25 protein-coding genes are annotated in these 25,861 nt (G+C 68.2%); 6 read left to right on the forward strand and 19 right to left on the reverse strand.

What is annotated here, in order from left to right; all coding sequences use genetic code 11:
* Positions 1–298: 298 nt before the first annotated feature.
* Positions 299–793: a YdeI/OmpD-associated family protein gene (locus FFS08_RS10235; RefSeq protein WP_171012556.1), complete on the forward strand. Its 495-nt coding sequence runs from the start codon at positions 299–301 to the stop codon at positions 791–793.
* Between the two features lie 86 nt (positions 794–879).
* Positions 880–2,037: a cytochrome-c peroxidase gene (locus tag FFS08_RS10240; RefSeq protein WP_171012557.1), complete on the forward strand. Its 1,158-nt coding sequence runs from the start codon at positions 880–882 to the stop codon at positions 2,035–2,037.
* A gap of 5 nt (positions 2,038–2,042) precedes the next feature.
* On the opposite strand, the gene FFS08_RS10245 is transcribed toward FFS08_RS10240, so the two are convergent.
* The 3 genes from FFS08_RS10245 to FFS08_RS10255 form a co-directional block, all read right to left on the reverse strand.
* Complete coding sequence (locus FFS08_RS10245) at positions 2,043–3,653, reverse strand: hypothetical protein (protein ID WP_137861618.1); 1,611 nt, start codon at positions 3,651–3,653, stop codon at positions 2,043–2,045.
* 584 nt (positions 3,654–4,237) lie between these two features.
* Complete coding sequence (locus FFS08_RS10250) at positions 4,238–5,191, reverse strand: DUF6607 family protein (RefSeq protein WP_137861619.1); 954 nt, start codon at positions 5,189–5,191, stop codon at positions 4,238–4,240.
* A gap of 20 nt (positions 5,192–5,211) precedes the next feature.
* The gene (locus tag FFS08_RS10255; protein ID WP_137861620.1) at positions 5,212–7,446 is read right to left on the reverse strand and encodes a TonB-dependent hemoglobin/transferrin/lactoferrin family receptor; all 2,235 of its coding nucleotides are present in this window, start codon (positions 7,444–7,446) and stop codon (positions 5,212–5,214) included.
* A gap of 434 nt (positions 7,447–7,880) precedes the next feature.
* Here FFS08_RS10255 and FFS08_RS10260 point away from each other — a divergent pair, with 434 nt between their 5' ends.
* On the forward strand, positions 7,881–8,909 hold the full coding sequence (locus FFS08_RS10260) for a glycosyltransferase family 2 protein (protein WP_137861621.1): 1,029 nt from the start codon (positions 7,881–7,883) through the stop codon (positions 8,907–8,909).
* 27 nt (positions 8,910–8,936) lie between these two features.
* On the opposite strand, the gene FFS08_RS10265 is transcribed toward FFS08_RS10260, so the two are convergent.
* On the reverse strand, positions 8,937–9,695 hold the full coding sequence (locus tag FFS08_RS10265) for a class I SAM-dependent methyltransferase (RefSeq protein ID WP_137861622.1): 759 nt from the start codon (positions 9,693–9,695) through the stop codon (positions 8,937–8,939).
* A 1-nt stretch (position 9,696) separates the two neighbouring features.
* Positions 9,697–10,068, reverse strand: a complete 372-nt coding sequence (locus tag FFS08_RS10270) for a GtrA family protein (RefSeq protein ID WP_137861623.1) — start codon at positions 10,066–10,068, stop codon at positions 9,697–9,699.
* Between the two features lie 172 nt (positions 10,069–10,240).
* On the opposite strand from FFS08_RS10270, the gene FFS08_RS10275 reads away from it, so the two are divergent.
* Positions 10,241–12,079, forward strand: coding sequence for an AcrB/AcrD/AcrF family protein (locus FFS08_RS10275; RefSeq protein ID WP_137861772.1), 1,839 nt, complete (start codon positions 10,241–10,243; stop codon positions 12,077–12,079).
* Between the two features lie 18 nt (positions 12,080–12,097).
* Here FFS08_RS10275 and FFS08_RS10280 read toward each other — a convergent pair whose 3' ends face one another.
* From FFS08_RS10280 to FFS08_RS10315, 8 genes are all read right to left on the reverse strand, one after another.
* A complete protein-coding gene (locus tag FFS08_RS10280) occupies positions 12,098–12,739 on the reverse strand; it encodes a MarC family protein (protein ID WP_137861624.1) in 642 nt (213 codons plus the stop codon).
* Complete coding sequence (locus FFS08_RS10285) at positions 12,736–13,347, reverse strand: Cif family virulence factor (protein ID WP_137861625.1); 612 nt, start codon at positions 13,345–13,347, stop codon at positions 12,736–12,738. The genes FFS08_RS10280 and FFS08_RS10285 overlap by 4 nt, the downstream gene beginning before the upstream one ends.
* The gene (gene folD / locus FFS08_RS10290; RefSeq protein ID WP_137861626.1) at positions 13,344–14,219 is read right to left on the reverse strand and encodes a bifunctional methylenetetrahydrofolate dehydrogenase/methenyltetrahydrofolate cyclohydrolase FolD; all 876 of its coding nucleotides are present in this window, start codon (positions 14,217–14,219) and stop codon (positions 13,344–13,346) included. The genes FFS08_RS10285 and folD overlap by 4 nt, the downstream gene beginning before the upstream one ends.
* Positions 14,209–14,517 (reverse strand): DUF167 domain-containing protein, encoded by a 309-nt coding sequence (locus tag FFS08_RS10295; RefSeq protein ID WP_137861627.1) that lies wholly within the window; start codon positions 14,515–14,517, stop codon positions 14,209–14,211. The genes folD and FFS08_RS10295 overlap by 11 nt, the downstream gene beginning before the upstream one ends.
* 7 nt (positions 14,518–14,524) lie before the next feature.
* Positions 14,525–14,821 carry a YggT family protein gene (locus FFS08_RS10300; protein ID WP_137861773.1) on the reverse strand — a complete coding sequence of 99 codons (297 nt, stop codon included), beginning with the start codon at positions 14,819–14,821 and terminating at the stop codon, positions 14,525–14,527.
* Positions 14,822–14,947: 126 nt separating this feature from the next.
* Positions 14,948–15,211 (reverse strand): hypothetical protein, encoded by a 264-nt coding sequence (locus FFS08_RS10305; protein ID WP_137861628.1) that lies wholly within the window; start codon positions 15,209–15,211, stop codon positions 14,948–14,950.
* 130 nt (positions 15,212–15,341) lie between these two features.
* The gene (gene argB, locus FFS08_RS10310) at positions 15,342–16,238 is read right to left on the reverse strand and encodes an acetylglutamate kinase (protein ID WP_137861629.1); all 897 of its coding nucleotides are present in this window, start codon (positions 16,236–16,238) and stop codon (positions 15,342–15,344) included.
* A 43-nt stretch (positions 16,239–16,281) separates the two neighbouring features.
* Entirely contained in the window at positions 16,282–17,292 is a 1,011-nt protein-coding gene (locus tag FFS08_RS10315) for a DUF1176 domain-containing protein (RefSeq protein WP_171012558.1), read from the reverse strand.
* A 61-nt stretch (positions 17,293–17,353) separates the two neighbouring features.
* Between FFS08_RS10315 and FFS08_RS10320 the strand changes: the two genes are divergently transcribed.
* Positions 17,354–18,223, forward strand: a complete 870-nt coding sequence (locus tag FFS08_RS10320; RefSeq protein WP_137861631.1) for a 3-hydroxyacyl-CoA dehydrogenase NAD-binding domain-containing protein — start codon at positions 17,354–17,356, stop codon at positions 18,221–18,223.
* Between the two features lie 193 nt (positions 18,224–18,416).
* On the opposite strand, the gene FFS08_RS23435 is transcribed toward FFS08_RS10320, so the two are convergent.
* Positions 18,417–19,007, reverse strand: coding sequence for a PilZ domain-containing protein (locus tag FFS08_RS23435; protein WP_171012559.1), 591 nt, complete (start codon positions 19,005–19,007; stop codon positions 18,417–18,419).
* Between the two features lie 506 nt (positions 19,008–19,513).
* Positions 19,514–20,809, reverse strand: a complete 1,296-nt coding sequence (locus FFS08_RS10330; RefSeq protein WP_137861633.1) for a NupC/NupG family nucleoside CNT transporter — start codon at positions 20,807–20,809, stop codon at positions 19,514–19,516.
* Positions 20,810–21,233: 424 nt separating this feature from the next.
* Between FFS08_RS10330 and FFS08_RS10335 the strand changes: the two genes are divergently transcribed.
* Positions 21,234–21,911: a queuosine precursor transporter gene (locus tag FFS08_RS10335; RefSeq protein WP_137861634.1), complete on the forward strand. Its 678-nt coding sequence runs from the start codon at positions 21,234–21,236 to the stop codon at positions 21,909–21,911.
* A 101-nt stretch (positions 21,912–22,012) separates the two neighbouring features.
* Here the strand turns inward: FFS08_RS10335 and egtD are convergent, their stop codons facing one another.
* The 4 genes from egtD to FFS08_RS10355 form a co-directional block, all read right to left on the reverse strand.
* On the reverse strand, positions 22,013–22,990 hold the full coding sequence (gene egtD / locus FFS08_RS10340; protein ID WP_137861635.1) for an L-histidine N(alpha)-methyltransferase: 978 nt from the start codon (positions 22,988–22,990) through the stop codon (positions 22,013–22,015).
* 54 nt (positions 22,991–23,044) lie between these two features.
* On the reverse strand, positions 23,045–24,310 hold the full coding sequence (gene egtB, locus FFS08_RS10345; protein ID WP_137861636.1) for an ergothioneine biosynthesis protein EgtB: 1,266 nt from the start codon (positions 24,308–24,310) through the stop codon (positions 23,045–23,047).
* A 52-nt stretch (positions 24,311–24,362) separates the two neighbouring features.
* Complete coding sequence (locus FFS08_RS10350) at positions 24,363–24,908, reverse strand: cob(I)yrinic acid a,c-diamide adenosyltransferase (protein ID WP_137861774.1); 546 nt, start codon at positions 24,906–24,908, stop codon at positions 24,363–24,365.
* 72 nt (positions 24,909–24,980) lie between these two features.
* Positions 24,981–25,850, reverse strand: coding sequence for a class I SAM-dependent methyltransferase (locus FFS08_RS10355; protein ID WP_137861637.1), 870 nt, complete (start codon positions 25,848–25,850; stop codon positions 24,981–24,983).
* Between the last annotated feature and the right edge of the window lie 11 nt (positions 25,851–25,861).

Genomic DNA, 25,861 nt, shown 5'->3' on the forward strand with positions numbered 1-25,861 from the left:
GCTAACTCCATCATCCCCGCGCAGGCGGGGATCCAGAGTTATGCGTGGAGCGGGTGCGGCACGTCCTGCCCTCGGACGGCGTTCGCATGATGGCGCCGGTATCCCCTGCTACCCCGGATACCCGCCTGCGCGGGGATGACGAAGGAACATCAGATACTTGTTTGGGTTCTCAACCTAGGGAACGAGGACTCGAACCAATATCTGATTGCGCGCAGGCTTCACCGAACATCCCTGTCGCCTGCCCCGGCCCGACTCTGTAGCCTCGGCCATCGTCCCCGACATGCGCGGTGGTTCCGGAATGAAGTTCAAGGCGAGGATCGGGCTCAAGGGGATCAATCCCTATGTGATGGTGAGCGCCGCGCGCGCGCAGCGGATCAAGGCCGGCTGGAAGAAGCCGATGCCCGTCCTGGTCCAGGTGAACGGAGCACCGGATCCCGCCTGGCGGATCAACATGATGCCGGCGGGCGACGGCAGCTTCCATCTCTATCTTGACGGCAGCGTCCGCAAGGCCTCGGGCACCGGCACGGGCGATCTCGTCGACGTGTCGGTCGTCTTCGACCCCGCCTATCGAGGCGGGCCCCAGCACGACATGCTGCCGGAATTCGCTGCGCGCCTCGAGGCGGATCGCCCGGCCAAGGCGCGGTGGGAGAGCCTGTCACCCAGTCTCCGGAAGGAGATATTGCGCTATCTCGCCACGCTGAAATCGGAAGCGGCCAGGCAGCGCAATGTCGAGCGCGCCCTCCACGTCCTGGGCGGCGCGGCGGGACGCTTCATGGCGCGGGACTGGAACTGAGCGGCACCGGCCGCGGCCCGGTCGCAAGCGACTTGATGCCCCGGCACCGGAACCGCGATAAGAGAAGCAGGCGGCAGGGGATGGCGATGCGCACAGGGAAGAGGAAACGGCTGGCCGCGGGCGCCCTGGCACTGGCGCTGGCAGCATGCGGCGGCGAAGGCACCCGGCAGCCCGCCACCCCCACGGGCGTCGCGAAGTTCACCACCATCGATTTCGGCCATGTCGCCGATTATTCGCCGGCAGGCCTCCCCGCCTATTTCGACCGTACCGTGACCGTGCTCGACAACAGCCCGGCGTCCAACCCGATCGACGACAAGGTGGCGACGCTCGGGCGCGTGCTGTTCCACGATCTGCGGCTGAGCACCAACAACCGGGCCTCGTGCTCGGGCTGCCATCAGCAGGCGATCGGCTTCACCGATTCGATGCGGTTCAGCAACGGCATCAGCACCGCGGCAACCACCGATTTCCACGCGATGCGGCTCGGCAATCTCCGCTATTGGCAACCCGGCTCCACGTTCTGGGATCGGCGCGCGGCCAGCGTGGAGGCGCAGGCCAGCCATCCGTTCCACAGCCTGGTCGAGATGGGCTGGGGCGGGGCCGCGGGCGGCTTCGACGCGCTGATCCGGAAAATGAACGCGACGCCCTATTATCCAGACCTGTTCGCCTGGGCGTTCGGCAGCGCCGGGATCGACGAAACGCGCATCCAGCAGGCGCTCGCCCAGTTCGTGCGCGCGATGGTCTCCAGCTCCAGCCGGTGGGACACGGGCTATGCGAAGGTCTTCTCACCCACGGCGCCGAACCGCGCGCTGGACGTCGACCTGCCCAATTTCACGCCACAGGAAAATCGCGGCCGGCACTTGTTCATGGCTCCTGTCGGACAGGGCGGGGCCGGCTGCTCGTCCTGCCACCTCCCGCCCAGCTTCGCCCTGGCCGCGAACGCGCGGAGCAACGGCCTGGACGCCGGCGAGACGCGGCTGTTCAAGGCGCCTTCGCTGCGCAGCGTCGGGCTGACCGGGCCCTATATGCATGACGGCCGCTTCGCCACGCTGGCCGAGGTCGTCGATTTCTACGACCACGGCGTCCGGCAGGGCCCGGCGCTCGACGATCGTCTGCGCCAGGGCAATGCGCCGCGCCGCCTCAACCTGGGCGCGGCGGACCGGGCGGCGCTCGTCGCCTTCCTGATGACGCTGAGCGACCAGGAACTGACCAGGGATCCGCGCTTCGGCGATCCGTTCCGCCGATAGGCCGATCAGGCGCGGATCGCGTACAGCGTCGCGTTGCTGATCGCATACACCGTGCCGTCGGCGCCGACGAGCGTCGGCGTATAGGCCTGGCCGAGCCCGGCATTGAGCCGCACGCTCTGCGACAGGGTGTTCGTGGTGAGGTCCCAGCGATACAGCACGCCGTCCTCGCTGTTGGCGATGATCGACCGGCGCACCGGGTCCGCGGCCATCGTGTTGATGCACCATTCGACTCGCGAATTGGCCGAGGCGCCGTCCCGCGTCGGGCCAAGGATCGTCAGCACCTCGCGCATCACCTGCACGCTCGGCACGATCGTGTCGGCCTGGCCCGTCTTCGGATCGACCACGGCGATCCGGTTGAGCCCGTCGCCCGTCCCGACGCCGAAATAATTATTGTACTTCACCGCGAGCAGATAGGCCGAGGTGCCGGTGTAGGACGGCACCATCGAAGCCGGGATCACGCTGGGCGACACGTCCCAGCCGAAGCTGCCCGGCACGCTCGCCGGATTGAGCTGGGCATCGAACTGCAACAGCCAGCCCCGCGCATTGTGCGTCGGGAACTGAGTCTCCAGCACGCCGTAGAACACGCGGCCGTCCGGGCCGACCACCGGCGACGCCGTGCCGTCGTCGCTGAGCCGCGCGGGCGTGCCCAGATTGGGATCGGTCAGGGCAACCTTGGCGCGAGTCGCGAGCGTCGTGCTGTCGAGCGCGAGCAGATAGCCGTTCTGCGTCGCGGCGGTCGAGCCCCGGTTCACTGCGATATACACCGTGCTGCCGTCCGGCGAGAGGGCAGGCGCGCAATTCATCACGGGCTTCTGGACCGAGGGATCGCCCGCCGCTGTCGCGGCGCCGACCCAGGTGCCCGTACCGTCGGGAGCGCTCCGCGCGATGCCGCTCACCAGCCCCGCCGGGTTCGTACCGGTCACGACGAAACCGAAGAAGATGTTGCCGTTCGCATCCGCGACCAGCGGCGTGTTGATGAAGACGGTGCCGTCGAACGCGGCGGGATTGGCGTTGTACGTCACCGCACCGTAGAACAGCTGCGCCGCGAAGACTCCGCTGGCCGCATTCGGATCGGTGCGCACCAGCACCTTGCCGCCGGCGCCGGGCACATAGAGGCGGCCTTGCGGGGTGAGGACCGGGTTGTAGGGCGGCAGCCAGTTGCGCGGCGGCATGATATAGTCGGTAGTCGCCGACCACAGGAGCGCGCCCGTCGCGCCGGCACGGCCCTCGACCCGGTAGCTGCCCGTCGCCGCCGTCTTCACCGGGATCACCACGGTGTTGCTCGTCGTCACGACCGGCGAGCCGTAATGGGTGAACAGCACGCCGTACGACGCATATTGCGGCGCCAGGTCCATGGGCGTCGTCCAGGCGACGCGCCCCAGATCCTGCGTCGCGATCGCGCTCAGGGAAGTGTGCTGCGCATCGCGGCCATAGCCGGACCAGGCTGGCCCCGAGATCGGCGTGGACGTCGGGGACGGCGTCGGCGTGGGAGTCGGCGCGGCGCCCGGAGAGGATGATCCGCCGCTGCACGCGGCGACCATGGCGGACGACGACAGCATCGCCAGCGCGCTGCGGCGCGAAACAGGGAAGACGGAAGGAAATTGGCGGTGGCTCATGACGGCGCTCGCTCCCTGTTCGAGACGGCGCCGGCGCGCGCTGTTCACGCACGAGCGACTGTCCCCTCCTCGCCATGTTCCGCAGACATTGCGTGAACCTGACTATCCACTCATTGCGCGGACTTTCTCAAATGATTGCGATAATCGCAACTGCCCATGTGAATCGTCGACGCCGGCCGCTTCCAAGATCTGGACGCTGAAGGCCCAGGCAAACCCCCGCAATCTATTTGCTTCAAAATGGCGATATCCTGCGGCGAAACCCGTGGTCGTCTTGGACGCTACGGCAATAGCCACTCCTTCCGACGCAGGATTTCGCCCGGCACGCTCAATCGGCTCTTTCGTCCGCCGAAGCCATCTTCCCCGCCGCGCGCATCCATGCGGCGGCCCGGCACGCTCTTCGGTCATCGAATGGCGCGCCCGCGTGCATGTGCGTCAGCCGAGTCGATGAAGCGCACGCCCATCCGGTTGAATGCCCATCGCCGTCGCCGGGCAAAAAAAGGGGGCGAGCCAGGCGCGCTTGGGATACGCCCGGCCCGCCCCCAGCCCGCTCCGACCAAGGAAAGCGGGCCTTTCCCGAGGGGGAATCAGTTTGCGGCCCTGGTCGCCTGGTCCATCAGCGCCTTGGCGGTCCTGATCGCATCCGCCTCGCGGGTCTTGCCCGCCTGGATCTCGTCGGCGATCTCGAGCACGCGGCCGGCAATCACCGTGCCGTGATCGGCTTCCTCGGTGATGCGGATGCCCCCCTTGGCCGCGGCGATCCTGTCCCATTCGGCGCGGATCGCGGCCCAATAGCCCTTGGTCGCCGCCCAATAATCGTCCGCCGCCTTCACGTCGAAGCCCGCGAATTTCGTATAGCTGTTGAGGACATATTCCTGGACAACCGGCACGGTCCTGCCGTCCATCTTGAGATTGTCCTGCCAGTGGATCCAGCCGGCCGGCGCGATCGCGTGGCGGTTGACGCCCAGATAGCGGTCATAGACGGGGCCGCGCACTGCGTCGCGCCGGGCGAGCGGCCGCCAGCTGCGGTTCGATTCCCAGCGGCGCACCCCGCCGACATCGGTCCACTTGCCCCACCCGCCATAGCGCGGGGAATCGTCGACCTGATAGACGGTCTGCGACCAGGCGCCCTTGCGCTCGGCGGCGGGCACTTCGGCCCAGGTCCAGGCATCGCGGTCCGAATAGACCAGCACCTTGGCCGGCTCATATTGCCAGTCCTGGCGCCAGTGCTTGATCACCATCTTCTTGCCGTCGCCCATGTCGACCACCAGGAGATGCTGGAGCCGGATCGTCCCGCCCTTGTCCTCGATCACCCGGACGACTTCGTCGCCGCCCGAGACCTTGGCCGGGATCGGAACATAGTCGGCGCGCCAGGAAGTGCTCTCCTGCATGTCGAACTTCACCTTGTAGGTCCCCGCCATGGCGAGGATATCGGCCCGGTCGGCCTCGAAGGCGGACCGGGCCGCCGGGGCAGGCGCCGCCTGGGCGAGCGCCGGCACCGGCGCCAGCAGGAACAGGGCGATCGGAAGAAGCTGCTTCATGTCTTGGTCCTCAGAAGCGGTTAGAAACGATAGCTGATCGACACCGAGCCGTTGCGGCCCGGCTGGGTATAGGCGTCACGCACCGTGGAGCTGGCGGCCAGGCCGCGAATGTCCTGCCACAGCCAATATTTGCGGTCGGTCAGGTTGAACACGCCGCCGCGCACCGTCACGCCCTCGGCCACGCGCACATAGGCAGTGATGTCGAAAGTGACGAAGTCGCTGCCGGTGAAGCAGTTCGGCACGGCGCCGGCCGTGGCTGCATAGCAGCCCGATCCGCGCGTCCGGGCGATTTCCTTCTGCCCGCCATAGGTGGCCATCAGCCGCCCGCCGAAGCGCCGGTCGGCCGCGTCATAGCCGATGCCGGCCACCGCCTTGAGCGGGTCGACCGACTGGAGCGGCAGCCTGGCGCCGTTGGTGCCGATCGTGTCGCCATGGGCATAGGAAACCGCCAGCGTGGCGCTCAGCCCCCGCGCCGGCCGCACCTCGGCCCGCGCCTCGATGCCGCGGATCTTCACGCCGCCCAGGTTGCGCCACTGGTAGATCCAGGGATTGGCCGGCGACGGGAAGGGCCGGCCGGTGGTCTCCACCTGGTCGATGAAGTCGTGATAGCGGGCATAGAAGCCGGTCAGGTCGAACGAGACCAGCGTGTTGAAATAGCGCAAGCCGCCCTCGAAGCTCTCGCTGTTCTCCGGCTTCAGGTTCGGGTTGGCGATGCTGGTATAGCCGACCGGCGGGTTGGCGAAGAAATTGTTCACCTGGCTCGGCTCGGGCGCCTTGAAGCCCTGCGCGTAATTGGCGAACAGCCGCACGCCGTCGGACAGCTTGATCACTGCGCCGACCTTGGGCGAGACGCGCGAGCCATCCTGCCCCGAAGCGGCGAAGGTGGGCAGCAGCGGATCCTTCTCCGGCGTCAGCCTGTACGCGTCGAAGCGGAGCGCCGGATAGAGCGTGACCGGTCCGAACGAGACTTCCGCCGCAGCGACCAGGCCGGCCAGCATATAGTCGGTCACGGGAAAGGCGCGGGTCGGGAAGGTTTCCCCTGCCGGCGGCACCACGCCGTCGCGCAGGCCCTTTTGGTTGGTCCAGCTGATATCGCCCGCCAGCGTCAGCTTGGCGCGCAGCCCGTCATCCGCGCCGAAGCCCAGGCGCACTTCGCCCGATGCGCCATAGACTCGGTTCTCGAAGGTGTTGAGCCGTTCGCGATCGGCGACGGGGCTGCGGTCCTCGTCGGTGAACTGGCGATCCTTGCTGTTCTGCCAATAGCCGCTCAGCCGGGCGAATTCGAGCGTGCCTTCGCCGTGCCAGGTCCAGTCGCCGGCGATGCGGCCGCGCCTGCTGGTGTCGCGCGCCTGCAACAGGTCGATCGTGGTGCCGGTGGCGGGGAGCGGGGTCAGGCCGGTGAGCACATTGGTGAAGAGGCGGCTGTCGACATATTCGCCGGTGATCCGGAAGCGGCTGTGCGCGTCCGGCTCATAGACCAGCCGGCCCAGCGCGGCGTTCGAATGGCCGTTCTGCGGATTGGGTTCGGTGCGGGCCGTGCCGATGCCGCCGGTCGTGCCCTTGTTGTCGAGTTCATGATAGTCGCGGCGGGTATAGGCGACCATCGCCGAGAGATCGCCGAAGCGGCCGGCAATCACGCCGGTCTCGGAGAATTCATTGTCCGCCGAGCTGTATGCGGCGCGCGCCAGGCCGCCGACCTTCTTGCCGCCCTGGAGGAAATCCGAAGGGTCACTGGTGGTGAAGCTGACCGCGCCGGCCAGGCCGTCGCTGCCGTACAGCGCCGAAGCCGGGCCGCGCAGGATCTCGACCGACTTGACCAGGCCGAGATCGACATAGTCGCCGCGCCCGGTCGATTGCGCGCCGAAGCTGAAGCCGTCGGGCACGCGCACGCCGTCCACCTGGATCAGCACGCGATTGCCGCCGATGCCGCGGATGACGAAGCCCTCATTGCCGGCGCGCCCCGTGGTGCCCAGCGCCGCGCCGAAACGGGTCGGGCCGCGCGGCACGCTGATGCCCGGCTCGTAGCGGACCAGATCCTTGATGTCGGTGGTCAGCTCGTCGGCCATCCTCCGGTCGTCGATCACCGTGACGGTGGCCGGCACTTCCTTGACGTCGGCCGGAATGCGCGTGGCGGTGACGGTGATCGTCGAATCCTGCGCGGCCGCCGGCTTCCTGTCCTGCTCGTCCCGCGCCTGGGCCGGCAACGCCGCCGCCACTGCCAATATGCTCACCCCCAGCGCACTGAACCGCCCCATGCTTCGAAACCCCTTTATGCTAATGCAAGTGATTCTCAATCTCGATGTGCGTTAGGGGGCATGCGCGGCAGCGTCAACCCGGTAACGCAGGCCGATCCTGGGGCGCCGGCTGTCCTACAGCCCGGGATTCCGCTATTGCCCGGAATGCCTCCGGGCTGCTCTTTGACTCAGTGGATCCCGCGCGCAGCACCGCGGCGCGCCCGGAAATGCGCGGGTTTCGCCGCACCCGGCCCGGGGCCGTGCGAACTTCCACGATCGCGACCGTCCGCTCGCGCGACGCATCGCTCTCCGCGAACCGTTCCGATGCAGAGCCCGCCCTCCTGCGACTCGCGTGAACAACGCCAATATCGGCGCGCCCAACCGTCTGGCCGGCGGAACCGCGATGCGCTGACCCCGCTCGACGGCGGCTCGTCGCGCCGCTAAGGCGTCCGGTCATGCAAAAGCGCCCCAAGCTCTCCGTCGTCATTCCCTGCTACAATGAAGAGGCGTGCCTCGAGATGCTGCACGGCCGCGTCTCCGGCGCCGCCCGCGCCGCGGTGGGCGACGATTATGAAATCGTGCTGATCAACGACGGCTCGCGCGACCGGAGCTGGGAAGTGATGCAGCGCCTCTCGGCCGGCGATCCGCGCCTCGTCGCGATCAACCTCTCGCGCAACCACGGCCATCAGCTCGCGCTCACCGCGGGCCTGGACCTGTGCGCGGGCGAGGAAATCCTGATCATCGACGCGGACCTGCAGGATCCGCCCGAGCTGCTCACCGACATGCGCGCCGCGATGCGCTCGCAGGGCGCCGACGTGGTCTATGCGGTGCGCCGCAAGCGCGAGGGCGAGACGATCTTCAAGAAGATCACCGCCGCCTTCTTCTACCGCATGCTCGACCGGATCACCGACACGCCGATCCCGCTCGACACCGGCGACTTCCGCCTGATGACGCGGCGCGCGCTCGACGCCTTTCTGTCGCTGCCCGAACAGGCGCGCTTCATCCGCGGCATGGTCGCCTGGGTGGGCTTCAAGCAAGTGCCCTTCCCCTATGACCGGCACGAGCGCCATGCCGGCGAGACCAAATATCCGCTCGGCAAGATGATCCGCTTCGCCCTGGACGCGATCACCGGCTTCTCGACCGCGCCGCTGCGCTTCGCCAGCCATGTCGGCCTGATCCTTACCGGGCTCTCGGCGCTGCTGGTGCTCTACATCGTCGCCGGCTGGCTGATGGGCGCGGCGATCCCCGGCTGGACTTCGCTGATGCTCGTCGTCGTCGTGCTGGGCGCGGTGCAGATGTTCGTGCTCGGCATGATCGGCGAATATCTCGGCCGGCTCTATGTCGAGTCGAAGCGCCGCCCGCTCTACATCGTCGCCGACGTCGCCGGCCCGGTGATGGGCCATGCCTCGCTCGGCTATCGCTATGCCGATTCGGGCGAAGTCAGCGTCTCGCCGGTGACGCCGCGCGGCGAAAAGGCGGAGTGATCCGCCGCGCGGCTGGCTGGACCCCGGTTACTTGGACCCCGGTTGCTTGGGCCCCGGTTGCTTGGGCGACGCCAGCACGATGATCGACAGGCCCGGCGGCATCGGCAGCCGGCCGAGGATGTGCCGCTCGATCCCGAACACCGCTTCGAACGCCGCGTTGAGCGGCCGCGGCGGCGGCGAATCGTCGCTGTCGTCCTTGCCGGTCAGCTTGCCGACGAACCGCGCCGCGACCGCCACCGGGAAGAGCAGCGAGTTGAACCAGCGCAGCTTCTGCCAGCCGAGCCCCGCCTCTCGCAGCGAAGCGGTCAGCGTCGCCTTGGAATAGCGGCGCTTGTGGTGGTTCACCACGTCGTGCGCGCTCCACATCCATTGGTGCGCCGGCACGGTGATCAGGATCTTGCCGCCCGGCTTGAGCACCCGCGCGATCGCCCGCAGCGCCGCGACGTCGTCCTCGACATGCTCGATCACGTCGAGCACCGCGACCATGTCGTAGCTGCCGTCCCGGACTCCGGTCAGCTCCGGGAGCGGCGAGGCGCCCACCTGCTTGCCCAGCCGCTCGCTCGCCTTGGCGGCGGCGATCTCGTCGATCTCGATCGCGTCGATCTCGCCGAACTGGGCCAGCATCGGCAGGTTGTGGCCGGTGCCGCAGCCGATCTCGAGGATGCGCGCTTCGCCCGGAATGGCGGCATAGCGCTTCAGATAGTCGGAAAGGATCTCGCGGCGCGCGCGATACCACCAGTGGGTGGTGTCGTGCGCTGCCATGCGCTCGTAGACGATGCGGTCCATCTTATTTGAACACCAGATAGCGGTTGAGCGCGAAGGTAATGACAGGGGTGACGAACACCACCGGGAGCAAGGGCACCCAGGTCGGCTGGTGCAGCGGCCCGGTGATCACCCAGGTGAAGGCCGCGTTCATCGCCATGCCGACCGATTGCACCGCGACGAACTTGGACTGGGTGCCCATGCCGCCCTCGGCCTCGTGCCCCTTGAAGCTCCAGCGGCTGTGGAAGACATAGCCGAACACCACAGCGACCAGGAATCCCGCGATCGAGGCGAGCACCGGCGGGATCGCATAGGTGGCGAGCGGCCAATAGACCACGGCATAGACGAAGGTCGATCCCAGCCCCACGATGCCGAAGCGCACGAGTTGCCCGAACACCCCATTCGCCCACATCTCTTCAAATCGCTTGATTACAGCCGTCACAACCGCTTGCCCAAGAACCGCCGGTCGCCCTAATGCGTGGCGCGGAGCGAGGGAAGCGATTTTGACGCCAGAAGCCAAGGGCGGGTTCCGCCTCGACCGAGAACTGGATCGCCACTGGCTGCGCTGGATGGCGCTCTTCTGGTTCTGCGTGGTCGCCTGGTTCCTCCACGACCGCCAGGGCAACATCTATTGGCTGCTGCTCGGCGACACCGACGACAATATGCGGCTGATGCAGGTCCGCGCCTGGCTGGCGGGCCAGGGCTGGTACGATCTCCGGCAATATCGCCTCGATCCGGCGCTGGGCGGGTTCGACATCCACTGGTCGCGCCTCGTCGACTTGCCGATCGCCGGGCTGATCCTCGCCTTCAAGCCGTTCGTCGGCACCGCCACCGCGGAGAAATGGGCGTGCGGCCTCGCCCCGCTGCTGCCGCTGGCGCCGGCCATGGCGGGGCTCTCGCTCGCCGTGCGCCGGCTGGTGGCGCCCTGGGCCTGGCCGCTGGCGCTGATCGTCCTGATGGGCTGCGCCTCGACCATGTCGATGTACGCGCCGATGCGGATCGATCATCATGGCTGGCAGCTGGCGTTCCTGGCGATGACCGTCGCCGGCCTGGCCGATCCGCGCCGCGCCCGCGGCGGCGCCACCGTCGGCCTGTCCAGCGCCGCCTCGCTCACCATCGGGCTCGAGATGCTGCCCTACTGCGCGATGGCCGGCGCGATCATCGCCCTGCGCTGGATCTGGGATCGCGACGACGTGCGCCGCATGCAGGTCTATGGCCTGACGCTCGGCGGCGGCTCGGCGCTCGGCTTCGCGCTCTTCGCCTCGAATGCCAACCAGGCGATGCGCTGCGACGCGCTCACGCCGGTCTGGCTCAGCGTGATGATCGCGGCCGGCGCGCTGCTGTTCGGACTGTCCCTGGTCAATCCCGCCAATCGCTGGGTCCGCCTCGCCCTCGCCGCGCTGGCGGGCGGCGCGATCGTCGCCGGCTTCGCGCTGCTGTTCCCGCAATGCCTCGGCCGGCCCGAGCAAGTGTCCGACGAGCTCGCCAACACCTGGCTCAACAATGTCCGCGAGGCGCGGCCGATCTACAAGCATGCCTTCAAGACGGCCTTCCCGATGGCGGTGCTGCCGGTGATCGGGGTGATCGGCGCGATCTTCGCCACCTGGCGCGCGCGGCGCGGCGAGGCGCTGGTCGGCTGGGTCGCCGTCGCGCTCTTCACGGCTTTCGCCAGCGCGATGCTGCTGTGGCAAGTGCGTGCCGCACCCGCCGCCCAGCTGCTGGCGGTGCCGGGGTCGGTGGCGCTGCTGGTGGCGGCGGTGCCCTGGTTCCTCGGCATCCGCGCGCCTTTCGCGCGCTGGATCGGCGAGATCCCCGCGCGGCTGCTCGGCATTTTCGTCCGGGTGTTTGGCACGGTCTTCGCCTTCCTGCTGCTCTCGGGCCTGTGGGCCGGCCTGGTCGTGCCCTTCTTCTCCGCCGGCAACGACGCCAGGCCGGGCAAGCCGGCACCGCCCGACAAGATCGCCGCCGCCAACGCCGCCTGCGCGCGCATGAGCAACCTGCGCGTCCTCGACGACGTGCCCGCCGGGATCGTCTTCACCCATGTCGATCTGGGCCCGCGGCTGATCACCGTCACGCATCACAGCGGCATCGCCGGCCCCTATCATCGCAACGGCCGCGCGATCCTCGACGTGCACCACGCCTTCACCTGGGCGACGCCGAACTTCCGGCCGATCGCCGCCGCACACAAGGCGCAGTATCTGCTGGTCTGCCCGAACATGTCCGAGACCACGCTCTATCGCAGCCGGGGCCCGAACGGCTTCTATGCGCAACTGGCCAAGGGAGACGTGCCCAACTGGCTCGAGCCGGTCACGCTGCGCGAAGTCCAGCCGGGCAAGCCGCTGCCGTTCAAGCTGTGGCGGATCCGCTACGACCTGCCGGATATGGCGGGAGTGCCGGCGACGCGCTGAACGCTTCGCTGGAGCGTGCTAGTGGCCGCCGACGGCCCGTCCGGCGACCAGCGCGGCGCTGATCCCATCGATCACGAACTGCACCGCCAGCGCCCCCAGCAGCACGCCGAGCAGCCGCGACACCACCGCTTCGATCTTCGCCCCGACCACCCGCATCAGCGGGCCGGCGGCGAGCAGCGCCAGCATGGTGAGCAGCAGGATCGCAGCCATCGCCGCGAGCACCACGGTGGTGCGCTCGAAGCCGTTGTTCTGCGACATCAGCAGCATCACCGACGCGATCGAGCCCGGCCCGGCGATCATCGGCATCGCCATCGGGAAGATCGAGATATCGGTCGGCTCGCTCGCCTTCACTTTCTCGGCCCGGTCCTCGCGCCGCTCCGTGCGCTTCTCGAACACCATCTCGAGCGCGATCAGGAACAGCATGATGCCCCCGGCGATCTTGAAGGCGTTCAGACTGATGCCGAGCGCGCGCAGCAGCGCCTCGCCGAACAATGCGAAGCCGAACAGGATGATCGCCGCGACCACCACCGCGCGCACCGCCATCGCGCGGCGATGCGCCGGGCTCGTCCCCGCGGTCAGCCCGGCGAAGATCGGCGCGCAGCCGGGAGGATCGATCACCACGAAGAAAGTGATGAAGGCGGAAATGAAGAGTTCGATCATTTGCCCGGCCCGGTGATCCGGTCGTCGACCACCTGGACCATGGCCTTGCCGTCCCAGATCCAGGCGACGAACTGGCGCGCGCCGCTCGACGATACATGCCAATGCCAGGCGAGCGTCCCGTCAGCCGAGGCGCCGCTCTCGCTCGGCCCTTCGCGATAGCCGAACCGCGGCGGCTGCACGGCCTTTCCCGTGCAGGAAGCGCGGCGCAGCCTCGGCTCGGCGGGGCGTTCCCGCGGAGTCTCGAGCACTTCGCCTCCGTCGATGGTCCACTTCCAGCCGCCCTCGGCCTCGAGGCGCCACACGGTACTGAAAAAGCCGACCCTTCCCTCGGGCAGCTTCCACCCGCCGGTGTTCACCGCAGACTTGCCGTCGCACGAAACCCAGCTTTCGGTCGGCCACCATTCGATCGACCGGGGCGGGTCCTTGCGATCCTTGAGCCATTGCCGTGCCTGCACCGGCTGCGGCACGAACATCGTCGCATCCTCGGCCGCGAACGCGCGGAACGCCGTCCACTGGCCCCTGGCCTGCGCCGCGGCGTTGAACGCGCGCTCGGCATCGACCGCGCTCTGGGGCGCGGCGGCCTGCAGGACCAGGGCGGCCAGGATCATATCGCCCCCTTGTCCAGCGGCACCCCCGCGGCACGGTGCGCGGCGACCAGAGTATTGCGGAGCAGGCAGGCGATCGTCATCGGCCCGACCCCGCCCGGCACCGGCGTGATCGCGCCGGCCACGCTCGCCGCGCTGTCGAAATCGACGTCGCCGACAAGGCCCTCGTCGGTCCGGTTGATGCCCACGTCGATCACCGTCGCGCCCGGCTTCAGCCACTCGCCCTTGACGAAATGCGCACGGCCCACCGCAGCCACCACGATGTCGGCATGCTTCAGATAATGCGGCAGGTTGCGCGTCTTCGAATGGACGAGCGTCACCGTCGCGCTGGCCCGGGTCAGCAGCGCCGCCATCGGCTTGCCGACGATGTTCGAGCGGCCGATCACCACGGCGTCGAGCCCGGAGAGATCGCCCAGCCGGTCCTCGAGCAGCATCAGGCAGCCGAGCGGCGTGCAGGGAACGAAGCCATGGAGACCGGTGGCGAGACGCCCGGCATTGACCGGGTGGAAGCCGTCGACGTCCTTGTCCGGATCGATCCGGGTGAGCACCGCCTGCTCGTCGATGTGATCGGGCAGCGGCAGCTGAACGAGGATGCCGTCCACTTCGGGATCGGCGTTGAGCTTGTCGACCAGCGCGATCAGCGTTGCCTGGGTGGTATCGGCGCCGAGCTTGTGCTCGAAGCTCTCCATGCCCGCCTCGCGCGTCTGCTTGCCCTTGGAACGGACATAGACGGCGGACGCCGGATCCTCGCCGACCAGCACCACGGCGAGCCCGGGCGCGCGGCCGGCCTTCTCGCGAAATGCGGGAACCAGTTCCGCCACGCGGGCGCGCAGGCCAGCGGCGAACGCCTTGCCGTCGATGATCTCAGCCGTCATGCGCCCCGCCATAGAGCCTGCGCGCGATATCTTCCAGCGTCGCGGGATCGCCTTCCACACGAAGCCGCTTCAGCCGCGCCGCATCGCCGGCGATCAGCGTCACGGCGCGCTTCGGAACGCCGAAGGCCCCGGCCACCAGCGGCACCAGCGCGGCATTGGCCGCGCCGTCCACCGGCGGTGCGGCGAGCCGGGCCGCGAAGTGCGCATCGGTACCCGCCGCGAACGCCTCACGCGATGCGCGCGGCGTCACCCTGACGGCGATCTCGATCCCGGTCGCCACGCGCCGCCAGGCCGGCATCCCTGCCTCAATAGGCAGTGGAGGCCAGCTGCGCGGCGAGCGTCGGCAGGACGAAGTTGTTGAGGATGTAGATGATCAGCAGCGCCACCAGCGGGCTCAGGTCGAGCGCGCCGAAATCGGGCAGGATCTTCCGGATCGGGCGATAGATCGGCCGCGTGATCACCTCGAGCGCCTGCCAGACCGAACGGACGAACTCGTTGTAGAGGTTGATCACGTTGAAGACGATCAGCCACGACAGGATCGCCTGGACGACGATGACGATGCTCAACGCCGACAGCAGGAAGCCGATGATGTCGAGGATCATGAGTAGGAAGGGGATCAATGCGCTCTCCGAGGTCTCTTGCGACACAGATTAGGGAATGCGGTGCCCGGCAACAACCCCGGCGCTGCGCCGGATCGCATTCCTCGCGGAAGCCGCCGTCTCCGGAAGCTACACCAATCCCCGGGGCGGCTGGCCGGGCAGATGCCCGGAACGCATCACCGCAATTGCCTCGATTATCCGCCGCGCGAGATCGGTTGCCGTATCCTGATGGCGATATTCCAGCGCCACGAGCGTTTCCTCCACGACGTCATCGACCTCGCCGCCGCTCAGCACGCCCTTTTTCTCCAGGGCGTTCATCAGCGACTTCACCAGGGTGAACGCACTGAGGGCCAAGGCCCTGTTCTCGTCCTCGAAGTGGCTGCGCTCGCTCATTTCACTTCCTCGCTAGCAAAGGGACTCGCCCGCGGGCCGGCGCGGACCCGGGATCCGAGCCGGTCCAGGCCGCGGCGAAACGCACGCGGCCGATACTTGCCGATCCCGGCGCAGAAACCGCGCCGTCGGATCAGGCGTGGACGAGCGTGCCCGCGCCGCGCCGCGTGAAGATCTCGAGCAGCATCGCATGCGGCACCCGGCCGTCAAGGATCACCGCCGCATCGACGCCCTGCTCGACGGCGTTCACGCACGTCTCGACCTTCGGGATCATGCCGCCCTTGATCGTGCCGTCGGCCTTGAGCGCAGCGATGCGCGCCGGATCGAGGTCGGTCATCAGCTCGCCCGCCTTGTCGAGCACGCCGGCCACGTCGGTGAGCAGGAAGAAGCGCGACGCGCCGCACGCGCTGGCGATCGCGCCCGCCATGGTGTCGGCATTGATATTGTAGGTGTGACCGTCCGCGCCCAGCGCGATCGGGGCGACCACCGGAATGAAGCCCTGCGCCGCCAGCGAATGGAGGATCGCCGGATTGACGCCCACCGGCTCGCCCACAAAGCCCAGGTCGACATGCCGCTCGATGCCCTGGAGCGGATCGGCTTCGCGCCCGGTCACCTTCTCGGCAGTGACGAGGCCGGCATCCTTGCCCGAGATCCCGACCGCGCGGCCGCCCGCGGCACCGATCCAGCTCACAATCTCCTTGTTGATCGATCCGGCCAGGACCATCTCGGCGATCTTCGCGGTTTCGGAATCGGTCACCCGGAGCCCGCCGACGAAGTTCGATTCGACGCCCAGCCGCTTGAGCATCGCGCCGATCTGCGGGCCGCCACCATGGACGACGATCGGATTGATGCCCACTGCCTTCAGCAACACCACGTCCTCGGCGAAATCGCGCTGCAGCTCGGGATCGCCCATGGCATGGCCGCCATATTTCACGACGAAGGTCGCGCCGGCATAGCGCTGCAGATAGGGCAGCGCCTCGACGAGCGTTTCGGCCTTGGCGAGCAGCACGGGTTCGGGGGCGTTGGTCATGCGCGGCCCATAGGGCCGGCGAGCCCGCCCCGCAACTTGTCGCTCAGCGGAACACGGGCTCGGCGCGCCAGACCGTGAGCCAGTTGGTCGAGCCGCGGCATTCGTCCATCATCCGCATCTCGATCAGCCGGAAGCGGGTCCCGTCCCACACATAGCGGGCGCCGAGGCCGCAATCGCCGACGCCGCGACCCTTATAGTAGCTGGAGAGCACGCCCTTGTCCCAGCCGGCATTGACCAGCGCATTGCCCTCGCCCTCGCCCGAGGAAAGGTCGAAGCCGGCCTCGACCGCCTTGCCGCCCGTGAGGATGAAGGCCAGGCTGTTGTAATTATAGGCGCCGGCACCGCAGGGAATCAGCACCAGCGTCTTGCCGCCGCCCAGCGCATGAACCTGGGTCTCGGGCCGGCTCTCCGTGCCTTCATACCAGTCGTTGCAGCCGCCCTGCTGTTCGAGGCTGGCACGCAGGGCGGGCGGGAGCGCCGCCGCCGCGCCCGCGGGACGGAGGGCGGCGATGCGCGGCGGGCCGGCGGCTCCCGGAACGGTGCTCACTGCCTTGGCGCCCGTGGCCACCACCGCGGTGACGGTGCCGGCGCGGCCCTGATCGGCATCGATGTGGCGGAGCGCCGCCGAGGAGCCGGCAAGCGAGATGCGCGCCACGAGCTTGCCCGAGGCGTCGGCGAGGATGAGCTGCTTGCCGTTCGCCATCGCGGCGGCCAGCCGAGCGGAGTCCGCCGCGGCCAGCGTCACCGTGTCGCCCGCCGCATTGGCCGGGACGCTTGCCACCGGCACATCGTCAACGCGCACCGATACGCGGCCCTTCACGGTGTTGGCCGGATAGAGTTCGACGGCGAAGCCCCCTTCGGGCCCGGCCGCTCGGGTCAGCGACGCGGTCGCCTGATAGTCGGCGTCGGCATCGGACGGGCCGTCGGGCGGATAGAGCGAGGTCATCTCGCAGCGATGGGTGTTGTCGCAGGCCACGGCCCAGTCGCCATAGAGCTTGAGGGCACCGGGTTGCGGATCGTCGGCAAGGGCGGCGAGGAGCGCGAGCATCAGCATGGCGGGCAGCCTAGCCGATTCGCCAATCTCCCGGTAGGAGCGAGCGACGAAGGAGATTGAGATGAAGACGGTTGGCGTGATCGGTGCGGGGCAGATGGGCGCGGGCATCGCGCAGGTTTCGGCGCAGGCGGGCTATGCCGTGCTGCTGTCGGACGTCGATCAGGCGCGGGCCGAGGCCGGCAAGGCCGGCATCGCGAAGCAACTCGCCCGCGCAGTCGAGAAGGAGAAGATCGCCGCCGCCGATGCCGAGGCCGCGCTCGGCCGGATTGCCTGTGTCGGCGGCACCGATGCCTTCGCCCCCTGCGACCTGGTCATCGAAGCCGCGACCGAACGGGAAGCGATCAAGCGCCAGATCTTCGAGAATGTCGGCAAGGTGCTGGGCCCGCAGGCGATCCTGGCGAGCAACACTTCGTCGATCCCGATCACGCGCCTTGCCCAGGCAGCGCCCGACGCCGGCCGGTTCATGGGCGTGCATTTCTTCAATCCGGTGCCGGTGATGGGCCTGATCGAGCTGATCCGCGGTCTCGCCACCTCGGACGCGACGGTGGCGGCGGTCGAATCCTTCGGCCAGTCGCTCGGCAAGCGGATCGTCCATGCCAACGACGCCCCCGGCTTCATCGTCAACCGGGTGCTGATGCCGATGCTCAACGAAGCCTGTTTCGCGCTGGGCGAAGGCGTGGCGACGATCCCGGACATCGATGCCGCCTGCCAGCTCGGCCTCAACCATCCGATGGGCCCGTTCACCCTGGCCGACTTCATCGGGCTCGACACCTGTCTCGAGATCACCCGGGTGCTGTTCGAGGGGACGGGCGATCCCAAGTTCCGCCCGGCGCCCCTGCTGGTGAAATATGTCGAAGCCGGCTGGTATGGCCGCAAGACCAGGCGCGGCTTCTACGACTATTCGGGCGCGGAGCCGGTGCCGACGCGCTAGGTTGAGAACCCAAACAAGTATCTGATTTTCCGTCGTCATCCCCGCGCAGGCGGGGATCCAGGGCCAGGCGCGGAACGGGTGTGGCGAGTCCTGTCCTTTCCGGACGGCGTTCGCGCGGTGGCGCCGATATCCCGCATTACCCTGGATCCCCGCCTGCGCGGGGATGACGATTGAGGGAATATGAGTCCCCAACCTAGGCGTCGGCTCCGGCCAGTTCGCTCTGGCGGTCGAGCGCCCATCTGGCGAGCGTGTCGAAGGGGATCGCGACGAGGAAGCCGATCCCCGCCCGGCCGTCATGCGCCCAGCGCACCACGCCGCGGCGCGGCTCGAGGCCATGGACACCCACCGTCACCGCATCGCCCTCGCGCAGGAAATCGGCCTCGACCTTCACCCCGCCCTGCGACACGTCGACCAGCGTGACGCTCACCCGCATGCCCTCGGCCACCAGGCTCACCGGGCAGGTGATGCGCAGCCGCGGCATGCGCTGGGTGAGCCCCGGCTCGCCCTGTACCGGCGCATGGAGCACTTCGAGCACGTCGATCCGCTCGTCGAACTGCACGCCGATCATCCCGTCCGCCGACCAGGCGATGCGCCCCGATATCGCGCTGCCCGAACGGATCTCCACGGTTACCGGCTCGTCGGGCGGCAGGCTGGTATGGAGCTTGCCCATCAGGCCGCCGGGCGAAATGTTGCGGATAAGGCAGAGCGCCTCATAGCCGCCCCATCGCAGCATCGCGGACCGATAGACGGAGATTTTCGAGCGATCGTCGATTCGACGTTCCATGACAGGCACTTCGGGCTGGAAGGAGATTTCGGTGCGGATGTCTGCCTCCGACGGCGTGATGGTGGTGACCCGCGGAGAACATGCGTCCGTCAGATGTCTGTGACGTTTCGAAGATGCAACGATCCGCGGCAAATGCGGACGCACCGGACGCGCTCCCGCACCTGCGGGCTGAAAGGCGAGTTGCAGGCAATCCCCGATCCGGCCGAGCGCTTCCTCACCCGGCGTGGGCGGGGATCGTCGCGGGATACGCGGCGGACGCACGTCCGGGCCGGAAGCAAGCAAGCTGGTCACGCAACACTCCAGTAGAATGTCTGGAGAACGCACATCCGGATCCGTTCCGCGGCGCAGCGCGCGGCACGATCGTTCGATGGCGCGCGACCCGCTCTCCATCCCATATCGGTTGTTATCACGGGCCCAGCGCGCCCCCGGCGCAGCGTTGTTCCCGCGGATTTAGGCGATTTCTACCGACCGGCCGGTAACCAAAAGGTTAACGCGGCCGGGCTCGGTCAGGGAAGCAGCAGCCCCGCCAGCGCGGCGCTCATCAGGTTGGCCAGGCTACCCGCGATCAGCGCGCGGATGCCGAGCTTGGCGATCATCGGCCGCTGGTTGGGCGCCAGACTGCCCGTCGCCGCCATCTGGATCGCGATCGAGCTGAAATTGGCGAAGCCACACAGCGCGAAGGTGATGATCGCCCGGGTGCGCGGAGCGAGATCGGTCATCGCGCCCAGATCGATGAAGGCGACGAACTCGTTGAGCACCACCTTGGTGCCGAACAGCCCGCCCGCCGCAGTCGCCTCGTGCCAGGAGATGCCGAGCAGGTACATGACCGGCGCGAAGACCGTGCCGATGATCTTCTGGAAGCTGAGGTTGCGGAAGATCTCCGCCCAGGCGGCATGGCCGCTCAGCTCGTAGATCCAGTTGCCTGCCCCGGCGAGCAGCCCGTTGGCGAGCGCGACCAGCGCGACGAAGGCCAGCACCATCGCCCCCACCGCCACGGCGATCTTGACGCCGGTCGAGGCGCCGGTGGCCGCCGCCATGATGAGGTTGGCGGCGCGCTCTTCCTCGATGTCGTGCTCGGCGATCCGGATCGCCTCGTCCTCGGGCTGGTCGCCAAGCGGCAGCGCACCGTCCGCCACCGGCGCGTCGGGCATCATGATCTTCGCCATCAGCAGCCCGCCCGGCGCCGCCATGAACGACGCGGCCAGCAGATAGGGCAGCGCCGTCGGCCCGAGCAGGCTGGCATAGGCGGCGAGGATCGTGCCGGCGACGCCCGCCATGCCGACGCTCATCACCGCGAAGAGCTGCGAGGGCGTGAGCCGGGCGAGATAGGGGCGGATGACCAGCGGCGATTCGCTCTGGCCGACGAAGATGTTCGCCGCCGCGCACAGCGATTCGACCTTGCTGGTGCCCACCACCTTCTCGATCGCGCCGCCGATCCAGCGGATCACGAACTGCATCACGCCGAGATGATAGAGGATCGAGACGAGCGCGGCGAAGAAGATGATCACCGGCAGCGCGGCGATCGCGAAGCTCTGGCCGCCCAGCTCGGGCTTGGCGAGCGGCCCGAACAGGAAGGTGGTGCCGGCCTTGGCATATTCGAGCAGCGCCGAGACGCCGGCCGACAGGCTGTGCAGCGCCGCCTGGCCCCAGCTCGTGCGCAGCACCAGCGCCGCGATGCCCGCCTGCAACACGAAGGCCGCACCGACGACGCGCAGGTTGATCGCGCGCTTGTTCGACGAAAGCAGGAAAGCGATGGCGAGGATCGCAATCACGCCGAAGATGCCGACCGGAAACTGATTCAACTGCCCATTCCCCCAAGGCGTACGCCCAAGTCTTCCACCATACACGCTCGATGCCGCATGGCCATAGCCCCCACCGAACCAGACGCCTCCGGACGCCGAAGTTGGCGAACTTCACGCGGATCGACTCCCGCCGTTCCGCGCGCCGCTCGGCACAACCGCCGGGGAAACGCGGCAATTTCGGCGAGTCGATGCTCGCATGCGGATCGGAACGGCGCCGGATGTTAGCGCGCCGCCGCCCCGATCGCGGCACAAGGCATTGATCCCACGCGCATATCCAGGCGCGCAATTCGGAATCTCGACAGTTCAAAGAGCGGTACCGACCCGGCGGGACGGCACCGGGGAACGCTAAGGGAACATTTCCTACATTGACAGCCCGGTCCGCCGCGGGACTTGCGGCGCGGGCATTTCCCGCTAGCGTCCCGCCATGGACACTATTCGCATCCCGCGTTCGCTCTTCTTCCTCTCGATCTTCTACGGCGGCATGGTCTGCATCGCCGGCGTGCTCGGCAACAAGCAGGTCTCGCTCGGGCCGGTCTCGCAGATCGGCAGCTGGGTGGGCGTGGGCCCGCTCGCAGTCGAGGCGGGCATCTTCGCCTTCCTGCTGCTCGTCTCGGTCTCCAGCGCCGTCGCCGAGCTGCACGGGCCCGACACGGCGCGGCGGCTGGTCCTGTTCGGCTTCGTGCCGCTGGTCACCTCGGTCCTCCTCTCGATCCTCGTCCTCAGCCTTCCGGCCTCGCCCAGCATGGAGCCGGACCGGCTCCACGCCTTCGAGCTGATGATGTCGGGCACGCCGCGCATCTGGCTGGGCGGGATCATCGCCTATGGCATTTCGCAGATCCTCAACGTCACCATCTTCTCGGCACTCAAGAGCGGCGGCGGCCGCCTGCTCTGGCTGCGCGCCGCGATCGCATCGGTGCTGAGCCAGATCGCCGATACGCTGATCTTCGTCTCCGTGGCCTTTTACGGCGTGTTCCCGATCGGCGAACTGCTGGTCGGCCAGATGCTGACCAAGGTGGTGCTGAGCATCGTGCTGGTCCCGCCGGCGATCTATCTGTTCGTGGCGCTGGGCCGGATGCTGGACACGCGGCGCGCGCTGAACTGAGTCTCCAGAGACCCAGCCAAGTCCTCGACATATCCCCGTCATCCCCGCCTTGGCTGGGATGACGAGGGCGGGTGGCGGAAGGGTTGCTGCCGGGCTCCCGCCTACGGGGCCATCCGCAGCGGCTGCGCCTCGCAAAGCAGCAGTGCGAACCAGTCGTTCGGATCGGTCCATTCGCGGATCGGCGTCCAGCCGCCGGCGCGCAGCAGCATGCGGGCGCCGTTGCGGCCATATTTGTGGCTGTTCTCGGTGTGGATCGTCTCGCCCGCACCCATTGCGAAGGCGCGCCCGTCGACAGCGAACGCCACGTCGCGCACCGCTTCCAGGTGCATCTCGATCCGCGCGGCATCGTCGTTCCACAGGGCGACGTGGCGGAAGGCATCGACGGGGATCGTGCCGTCCAGCTCGCGGTTGATCCGCGCGAGCAGGTTGAGATTGAATGCCGCGGTGACTCCCTGGGCGTCGTCATAGGCGGGGACCAGCACCTCCGCCGGCTTCACCCGGTCCATCCCGATCAGCAGCCGCGCGCCCTCCCCCAGCCAGTCGCGCATCGCGCGCAGCAGGTCGACCGCATGAAAGGCCTGCATGTTGCCGATCGTCGAGCCCGGGAAGAAGCCGAGCTTGGGCATGCGGGCCACCTGCTCGGGAAGCGGCACCGGGCGAAGGAAATTGGCTTCGACAGGATAGACGGGCAAGCCGGGAAAGGCCTGGCCCAGCTCGGCCGCCGACTGGCGCAGGAAATCGCCGGAAATGTCGATCGGCACATAGGCGGCCGGATCGATCGCACGCAGCAGCAGGGGCGTCTTCACCGACGAGCCCGAGCCGAACTCGACCACTGCCGCCCCCCGCGCCGCGAGCGCTCCGAGCTCGGGCCCGGTCTCGCGCAACAGCGCCGTCTCTGTGCGGGTCGGATAATATTCAGGCAGCCGGGTGATCTCCTCGAACAGTTCCGAGCCGCGGCGATCGTAGAACCAGCGCGCCGGGATGGCGCGCGGCCGCGCCGCAAGGCCGCTCAGCACGTCGGCGCGGAAATGCGGATCGGCGAGACTGGCCTGGCCGTCCTCGAGTTCCTGCTTCAACATGATTGGCCGGCCTTTCTGTTTCGATGACGACGGGGGAAGTGAGGTGGGAACTCGTCACAGATCCTTCGCCAGGCGCACGCCGGTGAACTGCCAGCGCTGATGGGGGTAGAAGAAGTTGCGATAGCTGGCGCGCGAATGGCCGCGCGGCGTCGCGCAGCTGCTGCCGCGCAGCACGAACTGGCCGCTCATGAACTTGCCGTTATACTCGCCGACGGCGCCTTCGGCCGGCCTGAAGCCGGGATAGGGGCGATAGGCGCTGCCCGTCCATTCCCAGACATCGCCGAAGAATGCCGGGCCACCCGCCGAAGGGCGCGGCTCGACCGGGCCGGCCGCGTCGAGCTGGTTGCCGTCCGCCGGATCATGGGCCGAGGCAGCCGCTTCCCATTCGAACTCGGTGGGCAGGCGCGCGCCCGCCCAGCTGGCATAGGCGTCCGCCTCGAATAGGCTGACATGCGTGACCGGCGCGGCGGGATCGACCGGGCGACGGCCGTCGAGCCCGAAGCGGGTCCAGGCACCTTGCCCCTGCTGCCAGTAGAGCGGTGCCTCGATGCCTTCCTTCTGCACCCAGGCCCAGCCGTCGGACAGCCAGTGGCGCGGATCGCGATAGCCGCCATCGGCGATGAAGGCGGCCCATTCGCCATTGGTGACGGTGCGATCGGCAAGCGCGTGGGGGGCGAGCAGCGCCTGGTGACGGGGGCCCTCGCAATCGAACGAAAATGCGGATCCGCCCAGCCCGGCCCCCACCTGCACAAGGCCTTCCGGCCCCGCGATCCAGCCGATCGGGCCGGGCATCGCCACCGGCACCTTGGGCGCGCCCTGCCAGATCGCGGGCTCGAGCGGGTTGACCGAGAAATGGTGCAGGATGTCGGTGAGCAGCAATTCCTGATGCTGCTCCTCGTGGTTGCAGCCGAGCAGCACCAGCTCCACGGCGGCCGGCGGGAGAGCGGGCAGCGCATCGATCAGCGCGGCGTCGACATGGGCGCGCCAGGCGAGGATTTCGTCCAGCGCGGGGCGCGACAGCATCCCCCGGCGCGGGCGCGCATGGCGCTGCCCTTCCGCCTCGTAATAGCTGTTGAACAGGAAGGGCCAGCGCGCGTCGAACAGCACATAGCCGGGCAGGTGATCGCGCAGCACGAAGGTCTCGAAGAACCAGGTGGTGTGCGCGAGGTGCCATTTGGCGGGCGACGCGTCGTCCATCGACTGGATCGTCGCATCGGCATCGGAAAGCGGCCGGACCAGCGCCGCGCTCAGCGCGCGGATGTGGAGGAACTTCGCGCCCAGGGCGCTGGGAGCCGGCGCCGATCCCGTTTCCGTTCGCATTATGTTCTCCTAGTCCAACAGGCTGCCGCCCGTCAACCCGGAGAAGATAAGGTCAGCGGGACGCCCCCGGTACCCATAGAACGTCCCCCGCCTCGCTTTGGTTCACCGCGCGGGCGGCGACAAAGAGCAGGTCCGACAGGCGGTTGAGATAGGCAAGCGGCAGGCCGCCCGCGCCGGCGGCGACTGCGGCGCGCTCGGCCCGGCGCGTGACGGCGCGGGCGAGGTGGAGCTCGGGCGCGCCCGGGGCTCCGGCCGGAAGCACGAAGCTGGTCAACGGCGCGAGCGCCGAGTTGATATGGTCGATCCGCTCCTCGATCCAGGTCACCTGGGCGGGGGTGATGCGCAGCGCGCCGTCGATACCCTCGGGCGTGGCGAGATCGGCGCCGAGATCGAACAGGTCGTTCTGGATGTGCGCGAGCATGCCGCCGAACGCATGATGGCCCAGCGTGGCGCGGGCCACGCCGATCGCGCAGTTCGCTTCGTCGACATCGCCGATCGCCGCCATGCGCACATCGGCCTTGGAGATGCGGGATCCGTCGACCAGCCCGGTGGTGCCGTCGTCGCCGGTGCGGGTGTAGATCTTGTTGAGCTTGACCATGCGCGCGAGGATAGGCGCGGCGGAGGCGCTTCTCAATTCCCCTCCCGGGCGCGCCGGGAGGGGAATTCGCGGTCAGGCCGCCACGTCCAGTTCCCCGCGGGCGGGCGGGAGGAAATGCTCGGCGCCGAGCAGCGGGTGCGGATAGAGGAAGCTGTTGGCCGCCATCGGCAGCACCACGCCCTCGGCGACGCCGGGCATGAAGTAGTTGCCCTGATAGCGGTTGGGCCGAGTCATTTCGTTGTCGCCGTGATAGGCGGCACCGATCGAGGCATAGTTCAGCTCGGTGCCGAACACGGCATAGAGCGCCATGTCGACGAAGTTCATGAAGTGCGGCGTGCCGCGCAGATGCGTGTCCTGGGCGATCAGCGCGACGAGATCCTCGCGCACGAAGGAGAGCGCTGCGAGATCCTTCACCACCTGCTCGAAATTATGGTCGCCGTCATGATGGACGATGTTCCGGCGGCCGCGCTCCTCGAGCATGACGTGGCGGACATAGCTGGGCACGTCGCCATGGAAGAGCCGCATGCGGCGCGCAGCCTCGGGGAACATGCGGCGGACGCGCTCATGGGCGAAGCGCAGATAGTCCGGAGAGATGTCGATCAGATCGAGATCGAAGTCGAACGCCTCGATGCAACCCGCGAAATAGGCGGTGGAGCCGCCCATGAACACGCCGACTTCGACGACGCGGTCGAACTGGCCGTTATAATCGCGCAGCGTGCGGACGATGTCGTAATAATATTGCGGCGAACATTGGTCCTCATAGGCGAGGCTCAAGTCGCGGACCTTGCCGGCGATGCGATCGAAGATGCGGTTCACGCCGAGCAGCGGGTTCATCTGCGCGCGCGCCTGATAGCCCGAAGGGATGGCGATGCCGAGCGCCGCGGCGGGGTCCGAGGCATCGTTCAGCATCGCGTCGGGAGCAATGAAGGTTCCGAAGGTCATGGGGACATCCT

The sequence above is a fragment of the Sphingomonas sp. 1F27F7B genome (assembly GCF_005503355.1).
GTDB lineage: Bacteria > Pseudomonadota > Alphaproteobacteria > Sphingomonadales > Sphingomonadaceae > Sphingomonas.

Bases quoted from the DNA above. Each gene is read 5' to 3' on its own strand.
- FFS08_RS10235 (WP_171012556.1), top strand. From the start codon at position 299: ATGAAGTTCAAGGCGAGGATCGGGCTCAAGGGGATCAATCCCTATGTG.
- FFS08_RS10240 (WP_171012557.1), top strand. From the start codon at position 880: ATGCGCACAGGGAAGAGGAAACGGCTGGCCGCGGGCGCCCTGGCACTG.
- FFS08_RS10245 (WP_137861618.1), bottom strand. From the start codon at position 3,653: ATGAGCCACCGCCAATTTCCTTCCGTCTTCCCTGTTTCGCGCCGCAGC.
- FFS08_RS10250 (WP_137861619.1), bottom strand. From the start codon at position 5,191: ATGAAGCAGCTTCTTCCGATCGCCCTGTTCCTGCTGGCGCCGGTGCCG.
- FFS08_RS10255 (WP_137861620.1), bottom strand. From the start codon at position 7,446: ATGGGGCGGTTCAGTGCGCTGGGGGTGAGCATATTGGCAGTGGCGGCG.
- FFS08_RS10260 (WP_137861621.1), top strand. From the start codon at position 7,881: ATGCAAAAGCGCCCCAAGCTCTCCGTCGTCATTCCCTGCTACAATGAA.
- FFS08_RS10265 (WP_137861622.1), bottom strand. From the start codon at position 9,695: ATGGACCGCATCGTCTACGAGCGCATGGCAGCGCACGACACCACCCAC.
- FFS08_RS10275 (WP_137861772.1), top strand. From the start codon at position 10,241: ATGGCGCTCTTCTGGTTCTGCGTGGTCGCCTGGTTCCTCCACGACCGC.
- FFS08_RS10280 (WP_137861624.1), bottom strand. From the start codon at position 12,739: ATGATCGAACTCTTCATTTCCGCCTTCATCACTTTCTTCGTGGTGATC.
- FFS08_RS10285 (WP_137861625.1), bottom strand. From the start codon at position 13,347: ATGATCCTGGCCGCCCTGGTCCTGCAGGCCGCCGCGCCCCAGAGCGCG.
- folD (WP_137861626.1), bottom strand. From the start codon at position 14,219: ATGACGGCTGAGATCATCGACGGCAAGGCGTTCGCCGCTGGCCTGCGC.
- FFS08_RS10295 (WP_137861627.1), bottom strand. From the start codon at position 14,517: ATGCCGGCCTGGCGGCGCGTGGCGACCGGGATCGAGATCGCCGTCAGG.
- FFS08_RS10300 (WP_137861773.1), bottom strand. From the start codon at position 14,821: ATGATCCTCGACATCATCGGCTTCCTGCTGTCGGCGTTGAGCATCGTC.
- FFS08_RS10305 (WP_137861628.1), bottom strand. From the start codon at position 15,211: ATGAGCGAGCGCAGCCACTTCGAGGACGAGAACAGGGCCTTGGCCCTC.
- argB (WP_137861629.1), bottom strand. From the start codon at position 16,238: ATGACCAACGCCCCCGAACCCGTGCTGCTCGCCAAGGCCGAAACGCTC.
- FFS08_RS10315 (WP_171012558.1), bottom strand. From the start codon at position 17,292: ATGCTGATGCTCGCGCTCCTCGCCGCCCTTGCCGACGATCCGCAACCC.
- FFS08_RS10320 (WP_137861631.1), top strand. From the start codon at position 17,354: ATGAAGACGGTTGGCGTGATCGGTGCGGGGCAGATGGGCGCGGGCATC.
- FFS08_RS23435 (WP_171012559.1), bottom strand. From the start codon at position 19,007: ATGGAACGTCGAATCGACGATCGCTCGAAAATCTCCGTCTATCGGTCC.
- FFS08_RS10335 (WP_137861634.1), top strand. From the start codon at position 21,234: ATGGACACTATTCGCATCCCGCGTTCGCTCTTCTTCCTCTCGATCTTC.
- egtD (WP_137861635.1), bottom strand. From the start codon at position 22,990: ATGTTGAAGCAGGAACTCGAGGACGGCCAGGCCAGTCTCGCCGATCCG.
- egtB (WP_137861636.1), bottom strand. From the start codon at position 24,310: ATGCGAACGGAAACGGGATCGGCGCCGGCTCCCAGCGCCCTGGGCGCG.
- FFS08_RS10350 (WP_137861774.1), bottom strand. From the start codon at position 24,908: ATGGTCAAGCTCAACAAGATCTACACCCGCACCGGCGACGACGGCACC.
- FFS08_RS10355 (WP_137861637.1), bottom strand. From the start codon at position 25,850: ATGACCTTCGGAACCTTCATTGCTCCCGACGCGATGCTGAACGATGCC.